This window comes from Stenotrophomonas sp. (assembly GCF_050737075.1).
GTDB lineage: Bacteria > Pseudomonadota > Gammaproteobacteria > Xanthomonadales > Xanthomonadaceae > Stenotrophomonas.
This window is the reverse complement of record NZ_JBOHXV010000087.1, coordinates 1-18,166: the sequence shown is the minus strand read 5'-3', so window position 1 is coordinate 18,166 and position 18,166 is coordinate 1. Positions and strand designations below refer to the sequence as shown.

Here is an 18,166-nt window from a genome sequence, read left to right as displayed (position 1 = left end):
ACTGAGCCCCCATGGATGGGTTCACGGCGTCCCCCGCAAACCGGCACCGTCCCGCCAAATCAGAGGAACCACTGGCCACCCGCTGTTCGCCTGAATGCATGAAGCAGCCGGGCAAAGCCCGGCTCTACGGCGTCGCGTGCATGAAGCAGCCGGGCAAAGCCCGGCTCTACGGCATCGCATGCATGGCGCTGACGTCAAAATTCCGGCAACAAAGAACCGTCGCAGTTCGGCACACCCTTTGCATGTAGCTAGGAAGCAATCCAATGGAGCTTCCCTCGTGGCCGCAGCCGCCGACAAAACCAAGAAATCCGCCGACAAGGACAAGGCCGCCAAACCGCGCAGCCCGCTCCTGATCACGGCCCTCATCGCCGTGCTGGCCGCTGGCGCCGCCGGTGGCGGCGTGTGGTACTTCACCCAGTCCCACGACGAGAAGTCCTCCGCCAAGCCGGCGGCCGCCAAATCTGCCGTGCCCGCGCCTGCCCAGTACTTCGGCCTCGAGCCGCCGTTCGTCGTCAACCTCAGCAGCAGCTTCGACGGCCCGCGCTACCTGCAGGTTGAAGTCCAGCTCATGACCCGCGACCCCGCCGCGCTTGAAGCCATCAAACTTCATGCCCCGGCCATCCGCGCCAAACTGCTCATGCTGTTCTCCCAGGTCGAACCGGCGCAGATCGCCGACCGCGCCGGCAAAGAACGCCTGCAGGCGGATTCCCTGGCTGAAGTCCAGAAACTGCTCAAGGCCGAAACCGGCAGCAAGGGCGCCGACGAACTGCTGTTCACCAGCTTCGTCACCCAGTAAGGGCCTGCCATGAATGACCTGCTTTCCCAGGACGAAATTGATGCCCTGCTGCACGGCGTGGATTCCGGTGCCGTTGAAACCGAGGTCGACGCCGTCGCCCCCGGCGAGGCGCGCAACTACGACTTTGCCAGCCAGGATCGCATCATCCGTGGGCGCATGCCGACCCTGGAAATGGTCAACGAGCGGTTCGCCCGGTTGTGGCGCATCGGCCTGTTCAACCTCATCCGCCGCTCCGCCGAATTGTCCGTGCGCGGCATCGAGTTGATCAAATTCAACGACTACATGCATTCCCTGTATGTACCGACCAACCTCAACCTCATCCGCTTCAAGCCCCTGCGCGGCACCGGGCTGATCGTCTTCGAGCCGACCCTCGTCTTCGCCATCGTCGACAACTTCTTCGGCGGCGACGGGCGCTACCCCACCCGCATCGAAGGCCGCGAATTCACTGCCACCGAAATGCGCGTCATCCATCTTCTGCTCAAGCAGACCTTCGCCGATCTGCGCGAAGCCTGGGCACCGGTCATGGATGTCGAACTCGAATACATCAACTCCGAGATCAACCCGCACTTCGCCAACATCGTCACCCCGCGCGAGTATGTCGTCGTCTGCCGTCTGCATGTCGAACTTGATGGTGGTGGCGGCGACATCCACGTCACCCTGCCGTATTCCATGCTCGAGCCGATCCGCGAACTGCTCGACGCCGGCATCCAGAGCGACCGCAATGATCGTGACGAAAGCTGGGGCACCATGCTGCGTGAGCAGCTGAACATCGCCGAAGTCACCCTCTCCAGCGTATTGGCCACCAAGCGCATGAGCCTGCGTGACCTGACCAAACTGAAGATCGGCGACATCCTGCCCATCGACCTGCCGCCGCAGGTGCCGCTGTGCGTCGAGAACATTCCCGTGTTCACCGGCCAGTTCGGCGTCGCCAACGGCATGAACGCCGTAAAGATCACCGCTACCCACCCGCCGGGCACCCGCCTGCGTGCTCCCGTAATCCAGGAAGACCCGCAATGAACGACGATATCGAAACCAACGAACCGGCACCGGCGCAGTTCACCACCCTGCAGTCCGACGATACCAGCGGCCCGGACCTCAACCTGGACGTCATCCTCGATGTGCCGGTCACCCTGTCCCTGGAAGTGGGCCGCGCCCGCCTGCCGATCCGCAACCTGCTGCAGCTCAACCAGGGCTCGGTCGTCGAACTCGAGCGCGGCGCCGGCGAATCGCTGGACGTCTTCGTCAACGGCACCCTCATCGCCCATGGCGAAGTCGTCGTCATCAACGACCGCTTCGGCGTGCGCCTGACCGACGTCGTCAGCCCCAGCGAACGGATCCGGAGACTGCGTTGATTTCCCTGGCACTCCTCGCCGCCGGCACGCCCGCCGTCAAGGTGGGCCAGCATGCCGCCGCCGCACCGAGCATGTTCGGCGCCGTGCTGGCCCTGCTCGCCGTGCTGGCCCTGATCGTCGGCCTGGGCTGGGTGCTCAAGCGCATGCCCGGCAGCGGCTTCAAGCCCGCCGAAGGCCTGCGCGTCGTGGCCAGCCTCAACGTGGGGGCCAAGGAACGCGTCGTCGTGGTCGAGGTCAACGGCGAGCAGCTGCTGCTGGGCGTCACCGCCGGCGGCATCAACACCCTGCACCGCCTGCCCGACCCGCTGCCCACCACGGAACCGGCACGCCTGCCGGACTTCAAGAACCTGCCGAATTTCGCCCAGTTGCTGCAACAGCGGCTGCGCAAGGAACCCTGATCATGCGTGGCCCCCGAGCATCCTGGACCCGTTACCTGCCGTTGCTGCTGACCCTGCTGCTGTGCGCCCTGCCGGCGCTGGCCATGGCCGCGCCCGGCCTGCCTGGTGGCACCCCGTTGCCGGACGTCACTGTCGGCAAGATCGGCGGCCAGTCGGTCAGCCTGCCGCTGCAGACACTGCTGCTGATGACCGCGATCACCCTGATCCCGTCGATGCTGCTGGTCCTCACCGCGTTCACCCGCATCATCATCGTGCTGGGCCTGCTGCGCCAGGCGCTGGGCACCGGCCAGACCCCGTCCAACCAGGTGCTGCTGGGCCTGGCCCTGTTCCTGACCGCCATGGTCATGCTGCCGGTGTGGCAGAAGGCCTGGGGCAGCGGCATGGCGCCCTACCTCAATGGCGAGATCGACTTCCAGACCGCCTGGACCCTGACCACCCAGCCGCTGCGTGCCTTCATGCTGGCGCAGATCCGCGAAACCGACCTGATGACCTTCGCCGGCATGGCCGGGCATGGCACCTACGCCAGCCCCGACGCCATTCCGTTCCCGGTGCTGGTCGCCTCGTTCGTCACCAGCGAACTGAAGACCGCTTTCGAAATCGGTTTCCTCATCTTCATCCCGTTCGTGATCATCGACCTGGTCGTGGCCAGCGTGCTGATGTCGATGGGCATGATGATGCTCTCGCCGATGCTGGTCTCCGCGCCGTTCAAGATCCTGCTGTTCGTTCTTGTCGACGGCTGGGTGCTGGTGGTGGGCACCCTTGCCGCCAGCTTCAACGCAGTCTGAGGCTGACATGACTCCCGAACTTGCCCTGACCGAACTGCGCGGTGGCCTCATCACCGTGCTCTGGGTAGCCGGCCCCCTGCTGCTCACCGTGCTGATTGTCGGCGTCGTGGTCGGCGTGGTGCAGGCCGCCACCCAGCTCAACGAGCCCACCATCGCCTTCGTCGCCAAGGCCGCGGCGCTCACAGCAGTGTTGTTTGCGCTGGGCAGTTTGTTGATCGGCCACCTGGTCGAATACACCACGCTGCTGTTCCAGCGCATTCCCCATCTGATCGGCTAGCGGAAGGCACCGATGGATTCCGCAACCCAGATGGCGGCCGACGGGCTCAATGCCTTCGGCATGATCGGCACCGTGCTGTGGACCATGCTGCGCATCGGCGCCATGATCATGGCGATGCCGTTGGTCGGCAGCCGCGCCGTGCCCGCACGCGTGCGGGTCATGCTGTCCGGCGCGCTGGCCATCGCGCTGTCGCCGATGCTGCCGCCGGTGCCGGCATGGACCGGCTTCGATGCCGCCACCGTGCTCAGCATCGCGCGCGAACTGGCCATCGGCATTTCCATCGGCTTCCTGCTGCGGCTGGTGTTCGAAGCCGGTGCCATGGCCGGTGAACTGGTGTCGCAGGGCACCGGCCTGGCCTTCGCGCAGATGAGCGACCCGATGCGTGGCGGCACCTCCGGCGTGATCGGACAATGGTTCTACCTGCTGTTCGGGCTGCTGTTCTTCGCGGCCAACGGACACCTTGCGTTGATCTCGCTGTTGATGGACAGCTACAAGGCGGTGCCGATCGGCGCTTCGCTGCCCGACATCGACGCGTTTCTCAGCGCCGCGCCGACCTTCCTGCTGCAGGTATTCCGCGGCGCGCTGACGCTGTCGTTGCCGCTGACCGTGGCGATGCTCGCCGTCAATCTCGCGTTCGGCGTGCTTGCGCGCGCCGCGCCCGCACTCAATCCGATCCAGCTGGGCCTGCCGGTCGCGCTGCTGCTCGGGCTGTTCCTGCTCACCGTGCTGGCCGGCGAAATGGGGCCGCCCGTACAGCGCCTGTTCGATGCCGCCTTCCAGGCCGCAGACGGCGTCACTCATTAGCCAGTACGCCACCGCATCGTCACGGCGCGGTGTTTTCCTACGGAATTTTGGCCAAATGGGCCTTGCGCGTCCCACGGGGAATGCGCGTAGATGTGCGCGCACGGTAGTGGGGGTCTCTGCCGTGCGCGCCGCAGAAACGAAAGCTGCGGCGCCACATTCTTTCGATTGCAGATCTGACCGGGAGAGTCATTGATGCTTATCGGCAGCTTCACACCGTGGTTGGTCGTGGTTTCGCTGCTGGTCGCCATGCTCGCGTCGTTCACGGCGCTGGACATGGCCAATCGTGTCACCACCGCGCCAACGCCGCGGCTGAGCCTGCTCTGGCTGCTCGGTGGCGGCAGCGCGATGGGCTTCGGCATCTGGTCGATGCACTTCATCGGCATGCTCGCCTTCCGGCTGCCCATCCCGCTGGGCTACGACGTGCTGTGGACCACGGTGTCGCTGCTCCTGGCCATCGCCGCGTCCGTGTTCGCCCTGTGGCTGGTCTCGCGCCCCACCTTGCCCTACTCGCGGTTGACGCTGGGCGCCTTGCTGATGGGCAGCGGCATCGCAGGCATGCACTACCTGGGCATGGCCGCCATGCGCATGCAGCCGGGCATCGACTACGACCCCGGCTGGGTCGCCCTGTCGCTGTTGATCGCAGTGGCCGCCTCCTGGGTGGCCCTGTTCGTCGCCTTCCGCCTGCGCCACAGCGAGAACCGCTTCTTCCACCGGGTGCTGCCGGCCATTGTGCTGGGCACCGCCATCGTCGGCATGCACTACACCGGCATGGCCGCCGCGCGGTTCCCGGAAGGAAGCGTGTGCGGCGCCGCCGCCGGTACCGGGCTTCAGACCCAATGGCTGGCCGCCATCGTCATGGTGCTCACCATCGCCATCCTGGCGGTGGTGCTGCTGGTGTCCTGGCTCGATCAGCGCATGCAGGCCCAGCTGCTGCGGCTGCGCAACCAGCGGCTGCGCAGTTCGCTGGAAGACGCCTACGCCGAACTGAGCCAGGCCGCGCTGCATGACCCGCTCACCCACCTGCCGAATCGCCTGCTGCTGCAGCAGCACATCGAACAGGCGCTGCTCGACGCCGAGCAGCGCGGCAGGCGCTTCGCGCTGATGTTCATGGACCTGGACGGTTTCAAACAGGTCAACGACGCCTACGGCCACCAGATGGGCGACGCCCTGCTCGTCGCCGTGGCCGACCGCACCCGCAAGCTGCTGCGCGCCGACGATGTGCTGGCCCGGCTCGGCGGCGACGAATTCGTGATGGTGGTGGCGATCGAAACCGATGATGAGCTGGCCACCCTGGCCAGCCGCATCATCCAGGCGGTGGGCACCGGCACCCTGGTGCCGGGCCACGAGCTGCAGGTGACGGCCAGCATCGGTATCGCGATCTGTCCCGACCATGCCGCCACCGAGCGGCAGCTGATGAGCCATGCCGATTCGGCGATGTACCAGGCCAAGGAAGCCGGCCGCAATGCGTATGTGGTGTTCGCCGAATGGATGAATGACAGCGCCGAGCAGCAGTTCCGGCTGCTCGCCGACCTGCGCCGCGCCATCGGCACCCCGCAGTTGTTCCTGCACTACCAACCCAAGGTACGCGTCAGCAGCCACAAGGTCAGTGGCGCCGAAGCCCTGATGCGCTGGCGCCACCCCGAACAGGGGCTGATTCCACCGGACCGCTTCATCCGCCTGGCCGAACGCAGCGGCGTCATCAACGAAATCGGGCGCTGGGCGCTGGATGAGGCCTGCCGCCAGTTGCGCAGGTGGCATGACGCGGGCCACGACGGCTGGACGGTATCGGTGAACCTGTCGCCGATCCAGCTGGGCTCGCCGCACCTGCTGCAGGACGTGCGTGAGGTGCTGCAGACCCACCGCATCGACCCGCGCCGGCTGGTGCTGGAAATCACGGAAAGCGCGGTCATGCGCGACACCGAGGCCAGCCTGCACCTGCTGCAGGCACTGGCAAGGCTGGGTGTGGGCATTGCCATCGACGACTTCGGCACGGGCTATTCCAGCCTGCTCTACCTCAAGCGCCTGCCCGCCACGGAAATCAAGATCGACCACGCGTTCGTGCATGATCTGGAGAACAGTTCGGAGGACGTGGTGATTGTCTCGGCCATCGTCGCGCTGGGGCACGCGCTGGACATGGACATCGTCGCCGAGGGCGTGGAAACCGCCGGCCAGCGCGCCTACCTGGAGCGGCTGGGCTGCGATTACCTGCAGGGCTATCTGCTGGGCCACCCGGTCGACCCGGAGCGCTTCATGCAGCTGCACGACCAGACCCGACCGCTCATCGTGAAGGCCGAGGAGTTCCAGATCGCCCAGGGCGGGCATTTTCTCGATTAGGCGGCAATCCGATCCGCCGGTAGAGCCACCCCATGGGTGGCTGCGCTTCGCTCCGACGTCATGAACGCCTGACGGGCGGCTTCGGCCGGGTTTAAACGCCGGTTGGATGATGGGGGAACGGCGTTGCATTGGCTTCGGGCACTTGTGCCGCGCTGCGCGCGGCGGCCGGGCAGATCCCGGCGCTACGAATTGTTACGTGCGCAGGGCGATTCGGATCAAACGCGTAGAGCCACCCCATGGGTGGCTGCAACATCACACCACGCGCAACACCACCGCGCCGGCGACGATCAACCCGGCCGCCACCCACCGCCGCCGGTTCACCCGCTCGCGCAACACCAGCGCCGAGATCACCACCCCGAACAGGATCGAGGTCTCCCGCAGCGCGGAGATCATCGCCACCGGCGCCTGTGTCATCGCCCACAACACCACGCCGTAGGAGGTCAACGTACCGACGCCGCCCACGACGCCATACCCCCAGTTCGCCCGCGCATACGACAGCAACTCACGCGCACGGGTGCTCAACGCCCATATCGGCAACGGCAGGCCCGACAGCAGGAACAGCCACAGCGTATAGCCCACGGTCGAACCGGACTGCCGCGCGCCCCATGCATCCACCAGCGTGTAGGTCGCAATTACGCCCGCATTGATCAGCGGCAGCCACATCTGCCGCCGTACGATCCCGTGCGACATGCACAGGATGCCGGTGCAGATCAGCCCGATGCCCGCCCAGGCCCACAACGGCAGGATCTCACCCAGCAGCAGCCCACCCACCAACGCCACCAGGATCGGCGCGCAGCCGCGCATCAACGGATACGCCGCGCTCATGTCGGTCAGCCGGTAAGTGCGCGCGACAAGCAGGTAGTAGCCCGCCTGCAGCACGGTGGACGCGGCCAGCCACGGCCAGCTGCGTGGCGCAGGCGCGGCAACGAACGGCAGGCAGATCGCGGCGATCACCGCTGCAGAGCCGGTGACCAGGATGGTCGTGAACAGCGTATCGCTGCCGCGTTTGACGATGGCATTCCAGCTGGCGTGCAGCAGCCCGGCGAACAGCACGGTGCAGAACAGGAAAGGCGACATCGGAACCCGCGGCAGGCATTTGATCGCAGATGATGCCATCGATGATGCCGGCGCTGCCTGACACGTGCTGGTGGCGGTGGCGGTGACTGCGGCAGTGGCGATGACTGCCGCGTTGGCGTTGGCGTTGGCGTTGGCGTTGGCTGCGGCTGCGGCTGCGGCTGCGGCTGCGGCTGCGGCTGGGGCTGTGGCTGCGGCTGTGGCGGTAGGGTCGCATCCCGATCGACTGCACGCAGGTTCCCCGCGTTCGATGGCGGCATGACCCTCGTCGAAAGGCGCTTCTTCGCCCCCGGGTCATGCGTTACCGGACGTTGAACGCGCAACGGCAATCGTTTGGGAACCGATCCTACCGCCCATCACCGTCACGATTCTGTCTCACCACGCCCGCCGTTTCCGGGCCCTTGGCGGTCTTGGAACGGTTCTTGCACCGCCCCGGGTAATCCCCGCGGTGCCCTGCTCCCGATGTCCGACGAAGAACAAGCCGGCGAAAAAACCGAACAACCTACCGAAAAACGCCTGCGTGACGCCCGCGAACAGGGCAATATCCCGCGTTCGCGCGAGCTGGCCACGGCCGCCGTGTTCGGTGCGGCGGTGCTGGCGCTGATGGCGTTCTCCGGGGGCATCGCCACCCGCAGCAAAGAGTGGATGAAGCTCGCCCTCACCCCGGAGCCGGGCCTGCGCGCCGAGCCGCTGGGGCTGTTCAACCACTTCGGGCACCTGTTCCTGCAGCTGATGCTGGCGCTCTGGCCGCTGCTGCTGGTCTGCCTGCTGGCCAGTTTCCTGGCGCCGGTGGCCATGGGCGGGCTGCGCTGGTCCAACAAGTCGCTGATGCCGCAGTTCAACCGGCTCAGCCCGATGGCCGGCATGAAACGCCTGTACGGCGCCGAGGCCATCGCCGAATTCACCAAGTCCCTGCTGCGCATCGTGTTCGTGGGCACCGCCGCCGGGCTGGTGGTGTGGCATGGCATCCGCGGGCTGCGCGATCTGGTCCACCAGCCGCTGGAGGCCGCCATGGTCCACGGGCTGGGCTTCACCCTGAAGCTGATGCTGGCCACCGGCGGGGCGATGATGCTGCTGGCCGCCATCGACGCCCCGTACCAGCGCTGGAACTGGATGCGCAAGCTGAAGATGACCCGCGAAGAACTGCGCCGGGAAATGAAGGAAAGCGAGGGCAGCCCCGAGGTGAAGGGCCGCATCCGCCAGCTGCAGCAGCAGATGTCCAACCGCCGGATGATGGAAGCGGTGCCCACCGCCGACGTGGTGGTGGTCAACCCCACCCACTACGCCGTGGCCCTCAAATACGACGGCGGCAAGATGGGCGCCCCCACCGTGGTGGCCCTGGGCGTGGACGAAACCGCCCTGCGCATCCGTGAAGTGGCCGACGGCAACAAGATCGCCATCGTCTCGGCGCCGCCTTTGGCACGCGCCTTGTATCGGGAAGGTCAACTTGGAAAGGAAATCCCCGTGAGACTGTATTCGGCCGTTGCCCAGGTCCTGTCCTACGTCTACCAGCTGCGCACCTGGCGGGGCGGCCCGATGCCGGCCGCGCCCAGCATCGACGTGGATGAACACGGCAAGGGAGGCCGCGCATGAGCGCCCAGCCCGCCGGAATGAACACCCGCCGCGCCCTGGAGATGATCCGCAATGGGCTGGGCGCCCCGCTGATCGTGCTGGCCCTGCTGGCCATGGTGGTGGTGCCGCTGGCCGCGCCGGTGCTCGATGCGCTGTTCACCTTCAACATCGCCATCTCGCTGATGGTGCTGCTGGCGGTGGTCTACGTGAAGCGCCCGCTGGACTTCACCATCTTCCCGATCGTGCTGCTGATCACCACCATGCTGCGGCTGGCGCTGAACGTGGCCTCCACCCGCGTGATCCTGCTCAACGGCCAGAACGGCCACGAGGCGGCCGGCAAGGTGATCGCCGCCTTCGGCGAGTTCGTGATCGGCGGCAACTACGCCGTCGGCATCGTGGTCTTCGCGATCCTGACCATCATCAACTTCGTGGTCATCACCAAGGGTGCCGGCCGCGTGTCCGAAGTGACCGCGCGCTTCATCCTCGACGCCATGCCCGGCAAGCAGATGGCGATCGACGCCGACCTCAACGCCGGTTTGCTGACGCGTGAAGAAGCCAAGCTGCGCCGTGAGGAGGTTCGCGAGGAAGCCGACTTCTACGGCGCGATGGATGGTGCCAGCAAGTTCATCCGCGGCGACGCCATCGCCGGCATCCTCATTCTGTTCATCAACATGATCGGCGGCCTCGCCGTCGGCGTGCTCCAGCACGGCATGCCGTTCGGCGAGGCCGCCGCGACCTACACCCTGCTGTCCATCGGTGACGGCCTGGTGGCGCAGCTGCCCGCTCTGCTGGTGTCGTCGGCGGTGGCCATGCTGGTCACCCGCGCCTCGCGTTCGCAGGACATGGCCCAGGCCATGATGGGCCAGGTGTTCGGCCAGCACCGCGCGCTGGCCATCGCGGCCGGCATCCTGATCCTGGTCGGCCTGGTGCCGGGCATGCCCAACGTCGCCTTCTTGACGCTCGGCGGCATCCTGGCGTTCATCGCCTGGAAGCTGTGGAAGAAGAGCGTGCTGGCCCAGCGTGCGGCCGAGGCCCCGGCCAGCGGCCCGACCACCGCGCTCGGCCTGCCCGCCGGCACGCCCTCGCCCACCGCCGAACTGACCTGGGACGAACTGCGCCCGGTCGATCCGCTGGGCCTGGAGGTCGGCTACCGGCTGATCCCGCTGGTGGACAAGAACCAGGGCGGCGAGCTCATGGCCCGCATCAAGGGCGTGCGCCGCAAGCTGACCCACGACATCGGCTTCCTGATTCCGTCGGTGCATATCCGCGACAACCTGGAGCTGAGCGCCACCGCCTACCGCCTGCTGATCCACGGTGTACCGGTGGCCACGGCCGAGATCCACCCCGATCGCGAACTGGCGCTGGACCCGGGCAGTGCCCTCGGCGCGCTGGAAGGCATTGCCGGCAAGGACCCCGCCTTCGGCCTGGACGCCACCTGGATCCAGCCGCACCAGCGCGCCCACGCCGAATCGATGGGCTACACCGTGGTCGACCCGGCCACCGTGGTCGCCACCCACCTGTCGCACCTGATCCGCGAACACGCCCCGGAACTGCTGGGCCATGAAGAGGTGCAGCAGCTGCTGGCCAACCTGGCCAAGAGCGCGCCGAAGCTGGTGGAAGACCTCAGCCCCAAGGCGCTGCCGCTGTCGGTGGTGGTACGCGTGCTGCAGAACCTGCTGATCGAGCGCATTCCGATCCGCCAGCTGCGCAAGATCGCCGAATCGCTGGTGGAAACCGCGCCGCAGAGCCAGGACCCGGGCGTGCTCACCGCCGCGGTACGCAACGCGCTGGGGCGTTTCATCGTGCAGGAGATCGCCGGCATGTCGCCCGAGCTGCCGGTGTTCACCCTCAACCCGCAATTGGAACGTGTCTTGCAGGAGTCCACTCAGGGCAACGGCGCAGCGCTGGAACCCGGGCTCGCCGAGCGACTGCATCAAAGCCTGGCCGAATGTGTCGGCAAGCAGGAAGCGAAGAACGAGCCCGCGGTGGTGTTGGTGCCCGGACCGGTACGTGCCGCGCTGGCACGGCTGGTACGGCACAGCGTCCCCTCGCTGTCGGTACTGGCCTACAGCGAGGTGCCTGAGGACAAGCGGTTGAAGCTGGTCGGGACGATCAGCTGAGCCGGAACTCCGACAGCACCGCGTCAGAAAACAGACACCCCCATTTCGATATCACCGCAGCAGGACACCAAGGGAATCCCGGACCGTGCAGACCACCGACAACCAGCGTTTCCCTTCGACCCCCCAGCCGCCCCAGTCCCGGTACCACAGCATGAAAATCAAACGCTTCGTCGCTCCCGATATGCGCTCTGCCATGAACCTGGTGCGCAAGGAACACGGTCCGGATGCCGTGATCCTGTCCAATCGCCGGATCGAAGAAGGCGTCGAAATCGTGGCGGCCGCCAACTATGACGAAGGCGCCGTGCAGCGTGCGCTGGAAGCGGCGCGCAAGGACGTCGCACCGCCGCCGCCGGCCCCGCGCCCGCGCAATGCCGCCGATGCGGTGATTGCCGCCGTGACCCGCCGCAAGGCACCGGCCACCGCGCCGGAACCGGTGGCCGCCACCACCTCCGCGGTTGCCGCCCTGGCCCGCGCCGCCGTCGGCGCGACCGGTCGCACCCTGGATACCGCCAACGAAATCGTGCCGCCGCCGGGCAGCAGTGGCTTCGCCGCCACCCTGGCCCGCGCCACCGTGCAGCCGGCCGACCGCCTGCCGGAGCAGATCTTTGCACCGTTCAACGTCGAGCAGGCGGCCGCCGCCGAGCGCGCGCCCCGCGCCGCGTTGGTGGATGCCACGCCCGCCGTGACCGTCCCGCTTCGCAGCGAAGCCCCGGCCGCGCCCAACCGCGCCCGCTTCATCATTGACCCGCCGCTGGACGAGGCCCCGCTGTTCGAGATGCACGCACCGGCCGGCCGCGCCAGCGTTCCGCCGCAGCTGCCGCCGATCCCGCAGATGCCGTCGCAGCAGATGCAGCGCGCCCCCGTCGAGGCACCCGCCGCGCCGTTGTGGGAAACCGTACCGGTGATCCCGGCGATGGTCTCGGCGCCGATGGCGATCGACGATTCGGCCGTGTTCGCCCCGATCGAGCCCGTTGCCAGCATCGAGGTCGCCACCCCGGCCGCGCCGGCCACGCCGATCGCCGAGATCGCGGCGCCGATCGCCCCGCCGGCGCTGCCGCTGCAGGCCGCCAACGAACCTGCGCCCGTCGCCGAGGTCGTCGCCGTGGCGGCACCGGCCGCCGCCGTCGCCGCGCCGTTGGCCATGGTGCCGCGCGATGACGAGGAGCTGCGCCACCTGCGCCATGAAGTGGCCGGCATGCGCCAGGTCATCGAGCGCGAGATGAACCGCTTCACCGACGAGCGCCTGCGCGGCTCGGCCGTGCGCGCCGCCGCGCTGGACCTGATGGACGAGTACGGCTTCGATGCCGGCATCAGCCGCGACGTCGCCCTGCAGATCCCGCTGGACACCGAAGCCCACCGCGGCCGTGGCCTGATGCTGGGCCTGCTGTCCAAGAAGCTGCCGATCGCCCCGGTCGACCCGCTGGAGGCCGGTGGCGTGATCGCCCTGGTCGGCCCGACCGGTGCCGGCAAGACCACCACCATCGCCAAGCTGGCCTCGCGCTTCGCCGAAGCCCATGCCGCCCGCGACGTGGCGCTGGTCACCACCGACACCGGCCGCATCGGCGCCCGCGAACAGCTGTACGGCTTCGGCCGCCAGCTCGGCATCGCCGTGCACGAAGCCAGCAGCGGCAGCGACCTGACCCAGCTGCTGGAGCGTCTGAAGGACTACAAGCTGGTGCTGATCGACACCGCCGGGCTGGGTCCGCGCGACCGCGCCCTGGCCGCCCAGCTGCAGTGGCTGCGCGCCGCACCGCAGATCCGCACCCTGCTGGTGCTGCCGGCCAACACCAGTTTCGGCGACATGGACGAAGTGGTCCGTCGCTTCAGCGCCGCCAATCCGCAGGGCGTGGTGCTGAGCAAGCTGGACGAGACCGGCCGCTTCGGCACCGCCCTGTCCGTGGCCGTCGACCACCGTCTGCCGATCACCTGGGTGACCGATGGCCAGGACGTTCCCGAAGACCTGCACCGGGCCAGTGCGGCCAATCTTGTACTTCGCCTTGAAGATTTGCGCCGCGCGGCCGATATGCCCTGCAACCCGGAGTTGAACCATGCCGTCGCGTGAGTATGCCAAGCTGACCCAGACCTTCCCCTTGTCGGCCACCCGCAGTGCGCCGCTTGGCCCGGTCCGTACCATCGCCGTCACCGGCGGCAAGGGCGGCGTGGGCAAGACCAACGTGTCGGCCAACCTGGCCGTGGCGCTTGCCGACATGGGCAAACGCACGCTGCTGCTGGACGCCGACCTGGGCCTGGCCAACATCGACGTGATCCTGGGCCTGCAGCCCAAGCTGACCCTGGCCGACCTGGTCGCCGGGCGCTGCACGCTGGAGGAAGTGATCCTGGAAGGCCCCGGTGGCGTGCTGGTGGTGCCGGCCGCGTCCGGTCGCCGGCACATGGCCGAATTGCAGCCGGCCGAGCATGTGGGCCTGGTCAACGTGTTCTCCGAACTGGAGCGCGACCTGGACTTCATGGTGGTGGACACCGCCGCCGGCATCACCGACGGCGTGCTGACCTTCTGCCAGGCCGCCCAGGACACCGTGGTGGTGGTCTGCGACGAACCGGCATCGATTACCGATGCCTACGCGCTGATCAAGGTCCTGTCGCGCGAACGCGGCGTGGACCGCATCCAGGTCGTGGCCAACATGGTGCGCGACCCCAATGAAGGCCGCGTGCTGTACGAAAAGCTCAGCCGGGTCTGCGACAAGTTCCTGGCCGACGTCTCGCTGAACTACCTGGGCTGCGTGCCGCAGGACGACTGGCTGCGCCTGTCGGTGCAGCGCCAGCAGCCGGTGGTGAAGGCCTACCCGTCCAGCCCGGCCGCGCAGGCGATCACCGAGATCGCCCGCCGCACCGCACGCTGGCAGGCCCCGACCGAGCCGCGCGGCGGCGTCGAATTCTTCCTGGAACGCATCCTCAAGCAACGCGGGGTGACCGCATGAAAGGCGCCGCACAATACAAAGAGGTCCAACGCACTGCGGCCAACGAGTGCATTGCCCAGCACTCGGACCTGGTCCGGCGCATCGCCCACCACCTGGCAGCACACCTGCCGGCCAGCGTCGAGGTCGACGACCTGATCCAGGCCGGCATGATGGGCCTGATAGAGGCCTCGCGCAGCTATGACGCCGACCAGGGCGCCTCGTTCGAGACCTACGCGTCCATCCGCATTCGCGGTTCGATGATCGACGAGATCCGCCGGGGTGACTGGGTGCCGCGTTCGGTGCACCGCCGTGCCCGCGACGCCGCCTCCACCATCCGCCGGCTGGAGCAGAGCACCGGCCGCGCCGCCAGCGCCACCGAAGTGGCGTCGGCGATGGACATGCCCCTGCCCGACTACCTGCGCCTGATGGAAGACGCCGCACGCGGCCAGGTGCTGAGCCTGGAATCGCGCATCGAAGACCAGGGCGAACTGGACACCGTGGCCCAGGGCGGCCCGACCCCGCAGCAGGTACTGGAGCGCGGCGAGTTCGGGCGCGAGCTGGGCAACGCCATCGGCCTGCTGCCCGAGCGCGAACAGCTGGTGCTGTCGCTGTACTACGAGCAGGAACTGAACCTGAAAGAGATCGGCGCGGTGCTCGGCGTCAGCGAGTCACGCGTCTGTCAGATCCACGGCCAGGCAGTGCTGCGCCTGCGTGGCCGACTGAAGATCTTCGAGGCGGCCGACGCCGGCCTCGAAAACACTTGATACCGAGGAAAGTGCTTTGAACAAGAACATGCGTATCCTGATCGTCGACGACTTCTCGACCATGCGTCGTATCGTCAAGAACCTGCTGGGCGATCTGGGCTTCACCAATACCGCCGAAGCCGAGGACGGGCATGCCGCGCTGGCCCTGCTGCAGAGCCAGCCGTTCGATTTCGTGGTCACCGACTGGAACATGCCGGTGATGACCGGCATCGACCTGCTCAAGGCGATCCGCGCCGATGCCAAGCTCAAGACGCTGCCGGTCCTGATGGTCACCGCCGAAGCCAAGCGCGAGCAGATCATCGAAGCCGCCCAGTCCGGCGTGAACGGCTACATCATCAAGCCGTTCACCGCCGCGACCCTGGAAGAGAAGCTCGGCAAGATCTTCGAGCGTCTGGCGGCCAGCGCCTGATGGAAACCCTTCGCGACAAATCGGCGCTGGTGCAGCGCCTGCAGGATGCCCTGGCCGCGCTGGAAAGCGGTGACGAGGCCGGCTGGCGCCGGGAAATCGACGCGCTGGCCGCGCTGCGCACCCAGCCGATGATGGCCGGCCTGAACCGGCTCGCGCGCGAGCTGGGCCAGGCGCTGGGCGAGCTGCCCACCCTGCCCAGCGAGGCCGGCGAGCTGGACGACGCCTGCGCGCGCCTCGACCACGTGGTGGCCATGACCGAACAGGCCACCCACCGCACCCTGGACCTGACCGAAGAATGCCGCGCGCTCACCGAACAGCTGCGTGCCAACGGGCTCAGCCCGGACCAGGACCAGCAGTTGGACCGCATCCGCCACAACCTGACCGAGATCGCGCTCACCCAGAGCTACCAGGATCTCACCGGGCAGATCATCCGCCGCGTGGTCGGCATCGTACGCCGCGTGCACGAAGGCTTCGGCGCGCTCGGCCTGCCGCCGCCGGAAGAAGCGTCCCACAAGCGCGACAACGGCCTGGCCGGCCCGGCCGTGAGCGGCCTGGACCGCCATCAGGTGTCGCAGGTGGACGCCGACGACCTGCTTTCCGATTTGGGGCTTTGAAACCATGAGTGCTGTTCCAGACGACATTGCCGCAGACTTCATCCTCGAGGCCCAGGAGATCCTGGATCGCCTCGGCGAACAGCTGGTGTCGCTGGAGCAGTCGCCCCAGGACAGCGACCAGCTCAACGCGGTGTTCCGAGGGTTCCACACGCTCAAGGGCGGCGCTGGCTTCCTCGGCATCCAGGCCATGGTCGAACTCTGCCACGCGGCAGAGGAAACGCTGGGCATGGCCCGCTCGGGCCAGGCCGTGCTGCAGGCGCATCACTTCGATGCCGGCCAGCAGTCGCTGGACTACCTGCAGTCGATGCTCGATTCGGTCGCCGCCGGCACCGAGCCGGGCTACGCGCCGCCGGAGCTGATCGCGCAGTTCGACGTCAACGGTCCGGCCACCCCGGCGCCGCGCGCCGCCGCGGCCACCAGCGGTGAGCTGATCACCGACGACGAGTTCGAGGCACTGCTCGACACCCTGCACGGCGGCGCTGCACCGACCGCCGTGACGCCCACGAAAAAGACCGACGACCTGATCGGCGAAGACGAATTCGAGGCGCTGCTCGACCAGCTGCACGGCGGTGCCGCCCCGGGCAGTGCCACCGTTGCCGCACCGGCACCGGCCGTCGCCCCGCGTGCCGCGCCGGCGCCGGCCAAGCCGGCCGCCAACAAGCCGGTCGCCGAAGCCGAACACACCGTGCGCGTGGACACCAAGCGCCTGGACGCCATCGTCAACCTGATCGGCGAACTGGTGCTGTCGCGCAACCGGCTCAAGACCCTGCGCGCGCGCCTGCACGATGAAGAACTCGACCGCGCCGTCTCCACGCTGGACATCGCCACCGCACGCCTGCAATCGGCGGTGATGCGCACCCGGATGCAGCCGGTGGGCAAGGTGTTCTCGCGCTTCCCCAAGGTGGCCCGCGATGTGGCGCGCAACCTGAAGAAGGAAGTGGAGCTGGAACTGATCGGCGCCGAAACCGAACTCGATCGCAACCTGGTCGAGGCGCTGGCCGATCCGCTCGTGCACCTGGTGCGCAACGCGATCGACCACGGCATCGAGATGCCCGAACTGCGCGAGGCCCAGGGCAAGACCCGCAGCGGCAACGTGCGGTTGTCGGCGCAGCAGGAAGGCGACTACGTCAGCATCGAAGTGCAGGACGACGGCGCCGGCATCGACCCCGAACGCCTGCGTGCCAAGGCACGCGAGAAGGGCCTGATCGATCCGGAGGCCGCCGCCCGCCTTACCAGCGAGGAGTGCCTGCACCTGGTGTTCCTGCCAGGCTTCTCCACCAAGCAGGAAGTCACCGACATCTCCGGCCGTGGCGTGGGCATGGACGTGGTGCAGTCGCGCATCCGTGAGCTGAGCGGCCAGATCCAGATCCAGTCCGAGCTGGGCCGTGGCAGCCGCTTCCTGATCCGGGTGCCGCTGACCCTGGCGATCCTGCCCACCCTGCTCGTGCAGGCCGGCGAGGACGTCTACGCCCTGCCACTGGCGCGCGTGATGGAGGTGCTGCACGCGCCGAACACTTCGCTGGGCTGGTTTGACGGGCGCGCCGTGCTGGACCGCAAGTCGCACACCCTGCCGCTGGTGGACCTGCGCCATTGGCTGGCGGTCGAGCCGGTGGCCTCGCCGCTGCTGACCATCGTGGTGCTGCAGGCCGGCGAGGCACGCTTCGGCCTGGTCGTGGACCAGGTCCGTGGCCGCGAGGAAGTGGTGATCAAGCCGCTGCCCAAGGCACTGCGCGGCCTGCGCGGCTACGCCGGCGCCACCCTGATCGGCGACGGCCGCATGTCCCTGATCCTCGACGTGGACGGCCTGCGCACCCAGCACGATTGATCCCGGCCGACGCAGCCACGCAGGGCGTGGCTCTACCGGCCGACACCCGTCCCGTAGAGCCACGCCATGCGTGGCTGAACCACCCGAAGAACTGAAACCGTAGAGCCACGCCCTGCGTGGCTGAATC

At 67.7% G+C, this 18,166-nt stretch carries 17 protein-coding genes; 16 read left to right on the top strand and 1 reads right to left on the bottom strand.

Translation table 11 applies throughout. The annotated features are described in order from the left end of the window. The first annotated feature begins 277 nt into the window (after positions 1–277). From ACREPD_RS17680 to ACREPD_RS17645, 8 genes are all read left to right on the top strand, one after another. Complete coding sequence (locus tag ACREPD_RS17680; RefSeq protein ID WP_431600532.1) at positions 278–796, top strand: flagellar basal body-associated FliL family protein; 519 nt, start codon at positions 278–280, stop codon at positions 794–796. A 9-nt stretch (positions 797–805) separates the two neighbouring features. After that, the gene (gene fliM / locus ACREPD_RS17675; RefSeq protein WP_431600531.1) at positions 806–1,813 is read left to right on the top strand and encodes a flagellar motor switch protein FliM; all 1,008 of its coding nucleotides are present in this window, start codon (positions 806–808) and stop codon (positions 1,811–1,813) included. Next, the gene (gene fliN / locus ACREPD_RS17670; protein ID WP_421570472.1) at positions 1,810–2,148 is read left to right on the top strand and encodes a flagellar motor switch protein FliN; all 339 of its coding nucleotides are present in this window, start codon (positions 1,810–1,812) and stop codon (positions 2,146–2,148) included. Before fliM ends, fliN begins: the two co-directional genes overlap by 4 nt. Then, positions 2,148–2,546 carry a flagellar biosynthetic protein FliO gene (gene fliO / locus ACREPD_RS17665; RefSeq protein ID WP_431600534.1) on the top strand — a complete coding sequence of 133 codons (399 nt, stop codon included), beginning with the start codon at positions 2,148–2,150 and terminating at the stop codon, positions 2,544–2,546. Before fliN ends, fliO begins: the two co-directional genes overlap by 1 nt. 2 nt (positions 2,547–2,548) lie before the next feature. Beyond that, positions 2,549–3,331: a flagellar type III secretion system pore protein FliP gene (gene fliP, locus ACREPD_RS17660; protein ID WP_421570473.1), complete on the top strand. Its 783-nt coding sequence runs from the start codon at positions 2,549–2,551 to the stop codon at positions 3,329–3,331. Between the two features lie 7 nt (positions 3,332–3,338). Beyond that, positions 3,339–3,608: a flagellar biosynthetic protein FliQ gene (locus ACREPD_RS17655; RefSeq protein WP_017356083.1), complete on the top strand. Its 270-nt coding sequence runs from the start codon at positions 3,339–3,341 to the stop codon at positions 3,606–3,608. A gap of 12 nt (positions 3,609–3,620) precedes the next feature. Further along, a complete protein-coding gene (gene fliR / locus ACREPD_RS17650) occupies positions 3,621–4,412 on the top strand; it encodes a flagellar biosynthetic protein FliR (protein ID WP_421570474.1) in 792 nt (263 codons plus the stop codon). 192 nt (positions 4,413–4,604) lie between these two features. Then, positions 4,605–6,746 (top strand): putative bifunctional diguanylate cyclase/phosphodiesterase, encoded by a 2,142-nt coding sequence (locus ACREPD_RS17645; RefSeq protein ID WP_431600530.1) that lies wholly within the window; start codon positions 4,605–4,607, stop codon positions 6,744–6,746. 252 nt (positions 6,747–6,998) lie between these two features. On the opposite strand, the gene ACREPD_RS17640 is transcribed toward ACREPD_RS17645, so the two are convergent. Then, positions 6,999–7,823 (bottom strand): SMR family transporter, encoded by an 825-nt coding sequence (locus ACREPD_RS17640; RefSeq protein WP_431600529.1) that lies wholly within the window; start codon positions 7,821–7,823, stop codon positions 6,999–7,001. A gap of 459 nt (positions 7,824–8,282) precedes the next feature. Here ACREPD_RS17640 and flhB point away from each other — a divergent pair, with 459 nt between their 5' ends. The 8 genes from flhB (at position 8,283) to ACREPD_RS17600 (ending at position 18,039) form a co-directional block, all read left to right on the top strand. Then, positions 8,283–9,413, top strand: a complete 1,131-nt coding sequence (flhB, locus tag ACREPD_RS17635; RefSeq protein WP_431600528.1) for a flagellar biosynthesis protein FlhB — start codon at positions 8,283–8,285, stop codon at positions 9,411–9,413. 17 nt (positions 9,414–9,430) lie between these two features. Then, positions 9,431–11,512 (top strand): flagellar biosynthesis protein FlhA, encoded by a 2,082-nt coding sequence (gene flhA, locus ACREPD_RS17630; RefSeq protein ID WP_431600533.1) that lies wholly within the window; start codon positions 9,431–9,433, stop codon positions 11,510–11,512. A 151-nt stretch (positions 11,513–11,663) separates the two neighbouring features. After that, positions 11,664–13,574 carry an AAA family ATPase gene (locus ACREPD_RS17625; RefSeq protein ID WP_431600527.1) on the top strand — a complete coding sequence of 637 codons (1,911 nt, stop codon included), beginning with the start codon at positions 11,664–11,666 and terminating at the stop codon, positions 13,572–13,574. Then, positions 13,561–14,448, top strand: a complete 888-nt coding sequence (locus ACREPD_RS17620; protein WP_421570485.1) for a MinD/ParA family ATP-binding protein — start codon at positions 13,561–13,563, stop codon at positions 14,446–14,448. The genes ACREPD_RS17625 and ACREPD_RS17620 overlap by 14 nt, the downstream gene beginning before the upstream one ends. Continuing rightward, entirely contained in the window at positions 14,445–15,191 is a 747-nt protein-coding gene (locus ACREPD_RS17615) for an RNA polymerase sigma factor FliA (protein ID WP_431600526.1), read from the top strand. The genes ACREPD_RS17620 and ACREPD_RS17615 overlap by 4 nt, the downstream gene beginning before the upstream one ends. Positions 15,192–15,207: 16 nt before the next feature. After that, a complete protein-coding gene (cheY, locus tag ACREPD_RS17610; protein ID WP_282247230.1) occupies positions 15,208–15,600 on the top strand; it encodes a chemotaxis response regulator CheY in 393 nt (130 codons plus the stop codon). After that, entirely contained in the window at positions 15,600–16,214 is a 615-nt protein-coding gene (locus tag ACREPD_RS17605; RefSeq protein WP_431600525.1) for a protein phosphatase CheZ, read from the top strand. Before cheY ends, ACREPD_RS17605 begins: the two co-directional genes overlap by 1 nt. Positions 16,215–16,218: 4 nt before the next feature. Further along, positions 16,219–18,039: a chemotaxis protein CheA gene (locus ACREPD_RS17600; RefSeq protein ID WP_431600524.1), complete on the top strand. Its 1,821-nt coding sequence runs from the start codon at positions 16,219–16,221 to the stop codon at positions 18,037–18,039. Positions 18,040–18,166: the final 127 nt, after the last annotated feature.

Coding starts and splice junctions, on each gene's coding strand:
- fliM (WP_431600531.1), top strand. CDS start 806: ATGAATGACCTGCTTTCCCAGGACGAAATTGATGCCCTGCTGCACGGC.
- fliN (WP_421570472.1), top strand. CDS start 1,810: ATGAACGACGATATCGAAACCAACGAACCGGCACCGGCGCAGTTCACC.
- fliP (WP_421570473.1), top strand. CDS start 2,549: ATGCGTGGCCCCCGAGCATCCTGGACCCGTTACCTGCCGTTGCTGCTG.
- ACREPD_RS17655 (WP_017356083.1), top strand. CDS start 3,339: ATGACTCCCGAACTTGCCCTGACCGAACTGCGCGGTGGCCTCATCACC.
- fliR (WP_421570474.1), top strand. CDS start 3,621: ATGGATTCCGCAACCCAGATGGCGGCCGACGGGCTCAATGCCTTCGGC.
- ACREPD_RS17645 (WP_431600530.1), top strand. CDS start 4,605: ATGCTTATCGGCAGCTTCACACCGTGGTTGGTCGTGGTTTCGCTGCTG.
- ACREPD_RS17640 (WP_431600529.1), bottom strand. CDS start 7,823: ATGTCGCCTTTCCTGTTCTGCACCGTGCTGTTCGCCGGGCTGCTGCAC.
- flhB (WP_431600528.1), top strand. CDS start 8,283: ATGTCCGACGAAGAACAAGCCGGCGAAAAAACCGAACAACCTACCGAA.
- flhA (WP_431600533.1), top strand. CDS start 9,431: ATGAACACCCGCCGCGCCCTGGAGATGATCCGCAATGGGCTGGGCGCC.
- ACREPD_RS17625 (WP_431600527.1), top strand. CDS start 11,664: ATGAAAATCAAACGCTTCGTCGCTCCCGATATGCGCTCTGCCATGAAC.
- ACREPD_RS17620 (WP_421570485.1), top strand. CDS start 13,561: ATGCCGTCGCGTGAGTATGCCAAGCTGACCCAGACCTTCCCCTTGTCG.
- ACREPD_RS17615 (WP_431600526.1), top strand. CDS start 14,445: ATGAAAGGCGCCGCACAATACAAAGAGGTCCAACGCACTGCGGCCAAC.
- ACREPD_RS17605 (WP_431600525.1), top strand. CDS start 15,600: ATGGAAACCCTTCGCGACAAATCGGCGCTGGTGCAGCGCCTGCAGGAT.
- ACREPD_RS17600 (WP_431600524.1), top strand. CDS start 16,219: ATGAGTGCTGTTCCAGACGACATTGCCGCAGACTTCATCCTCGAGGCC.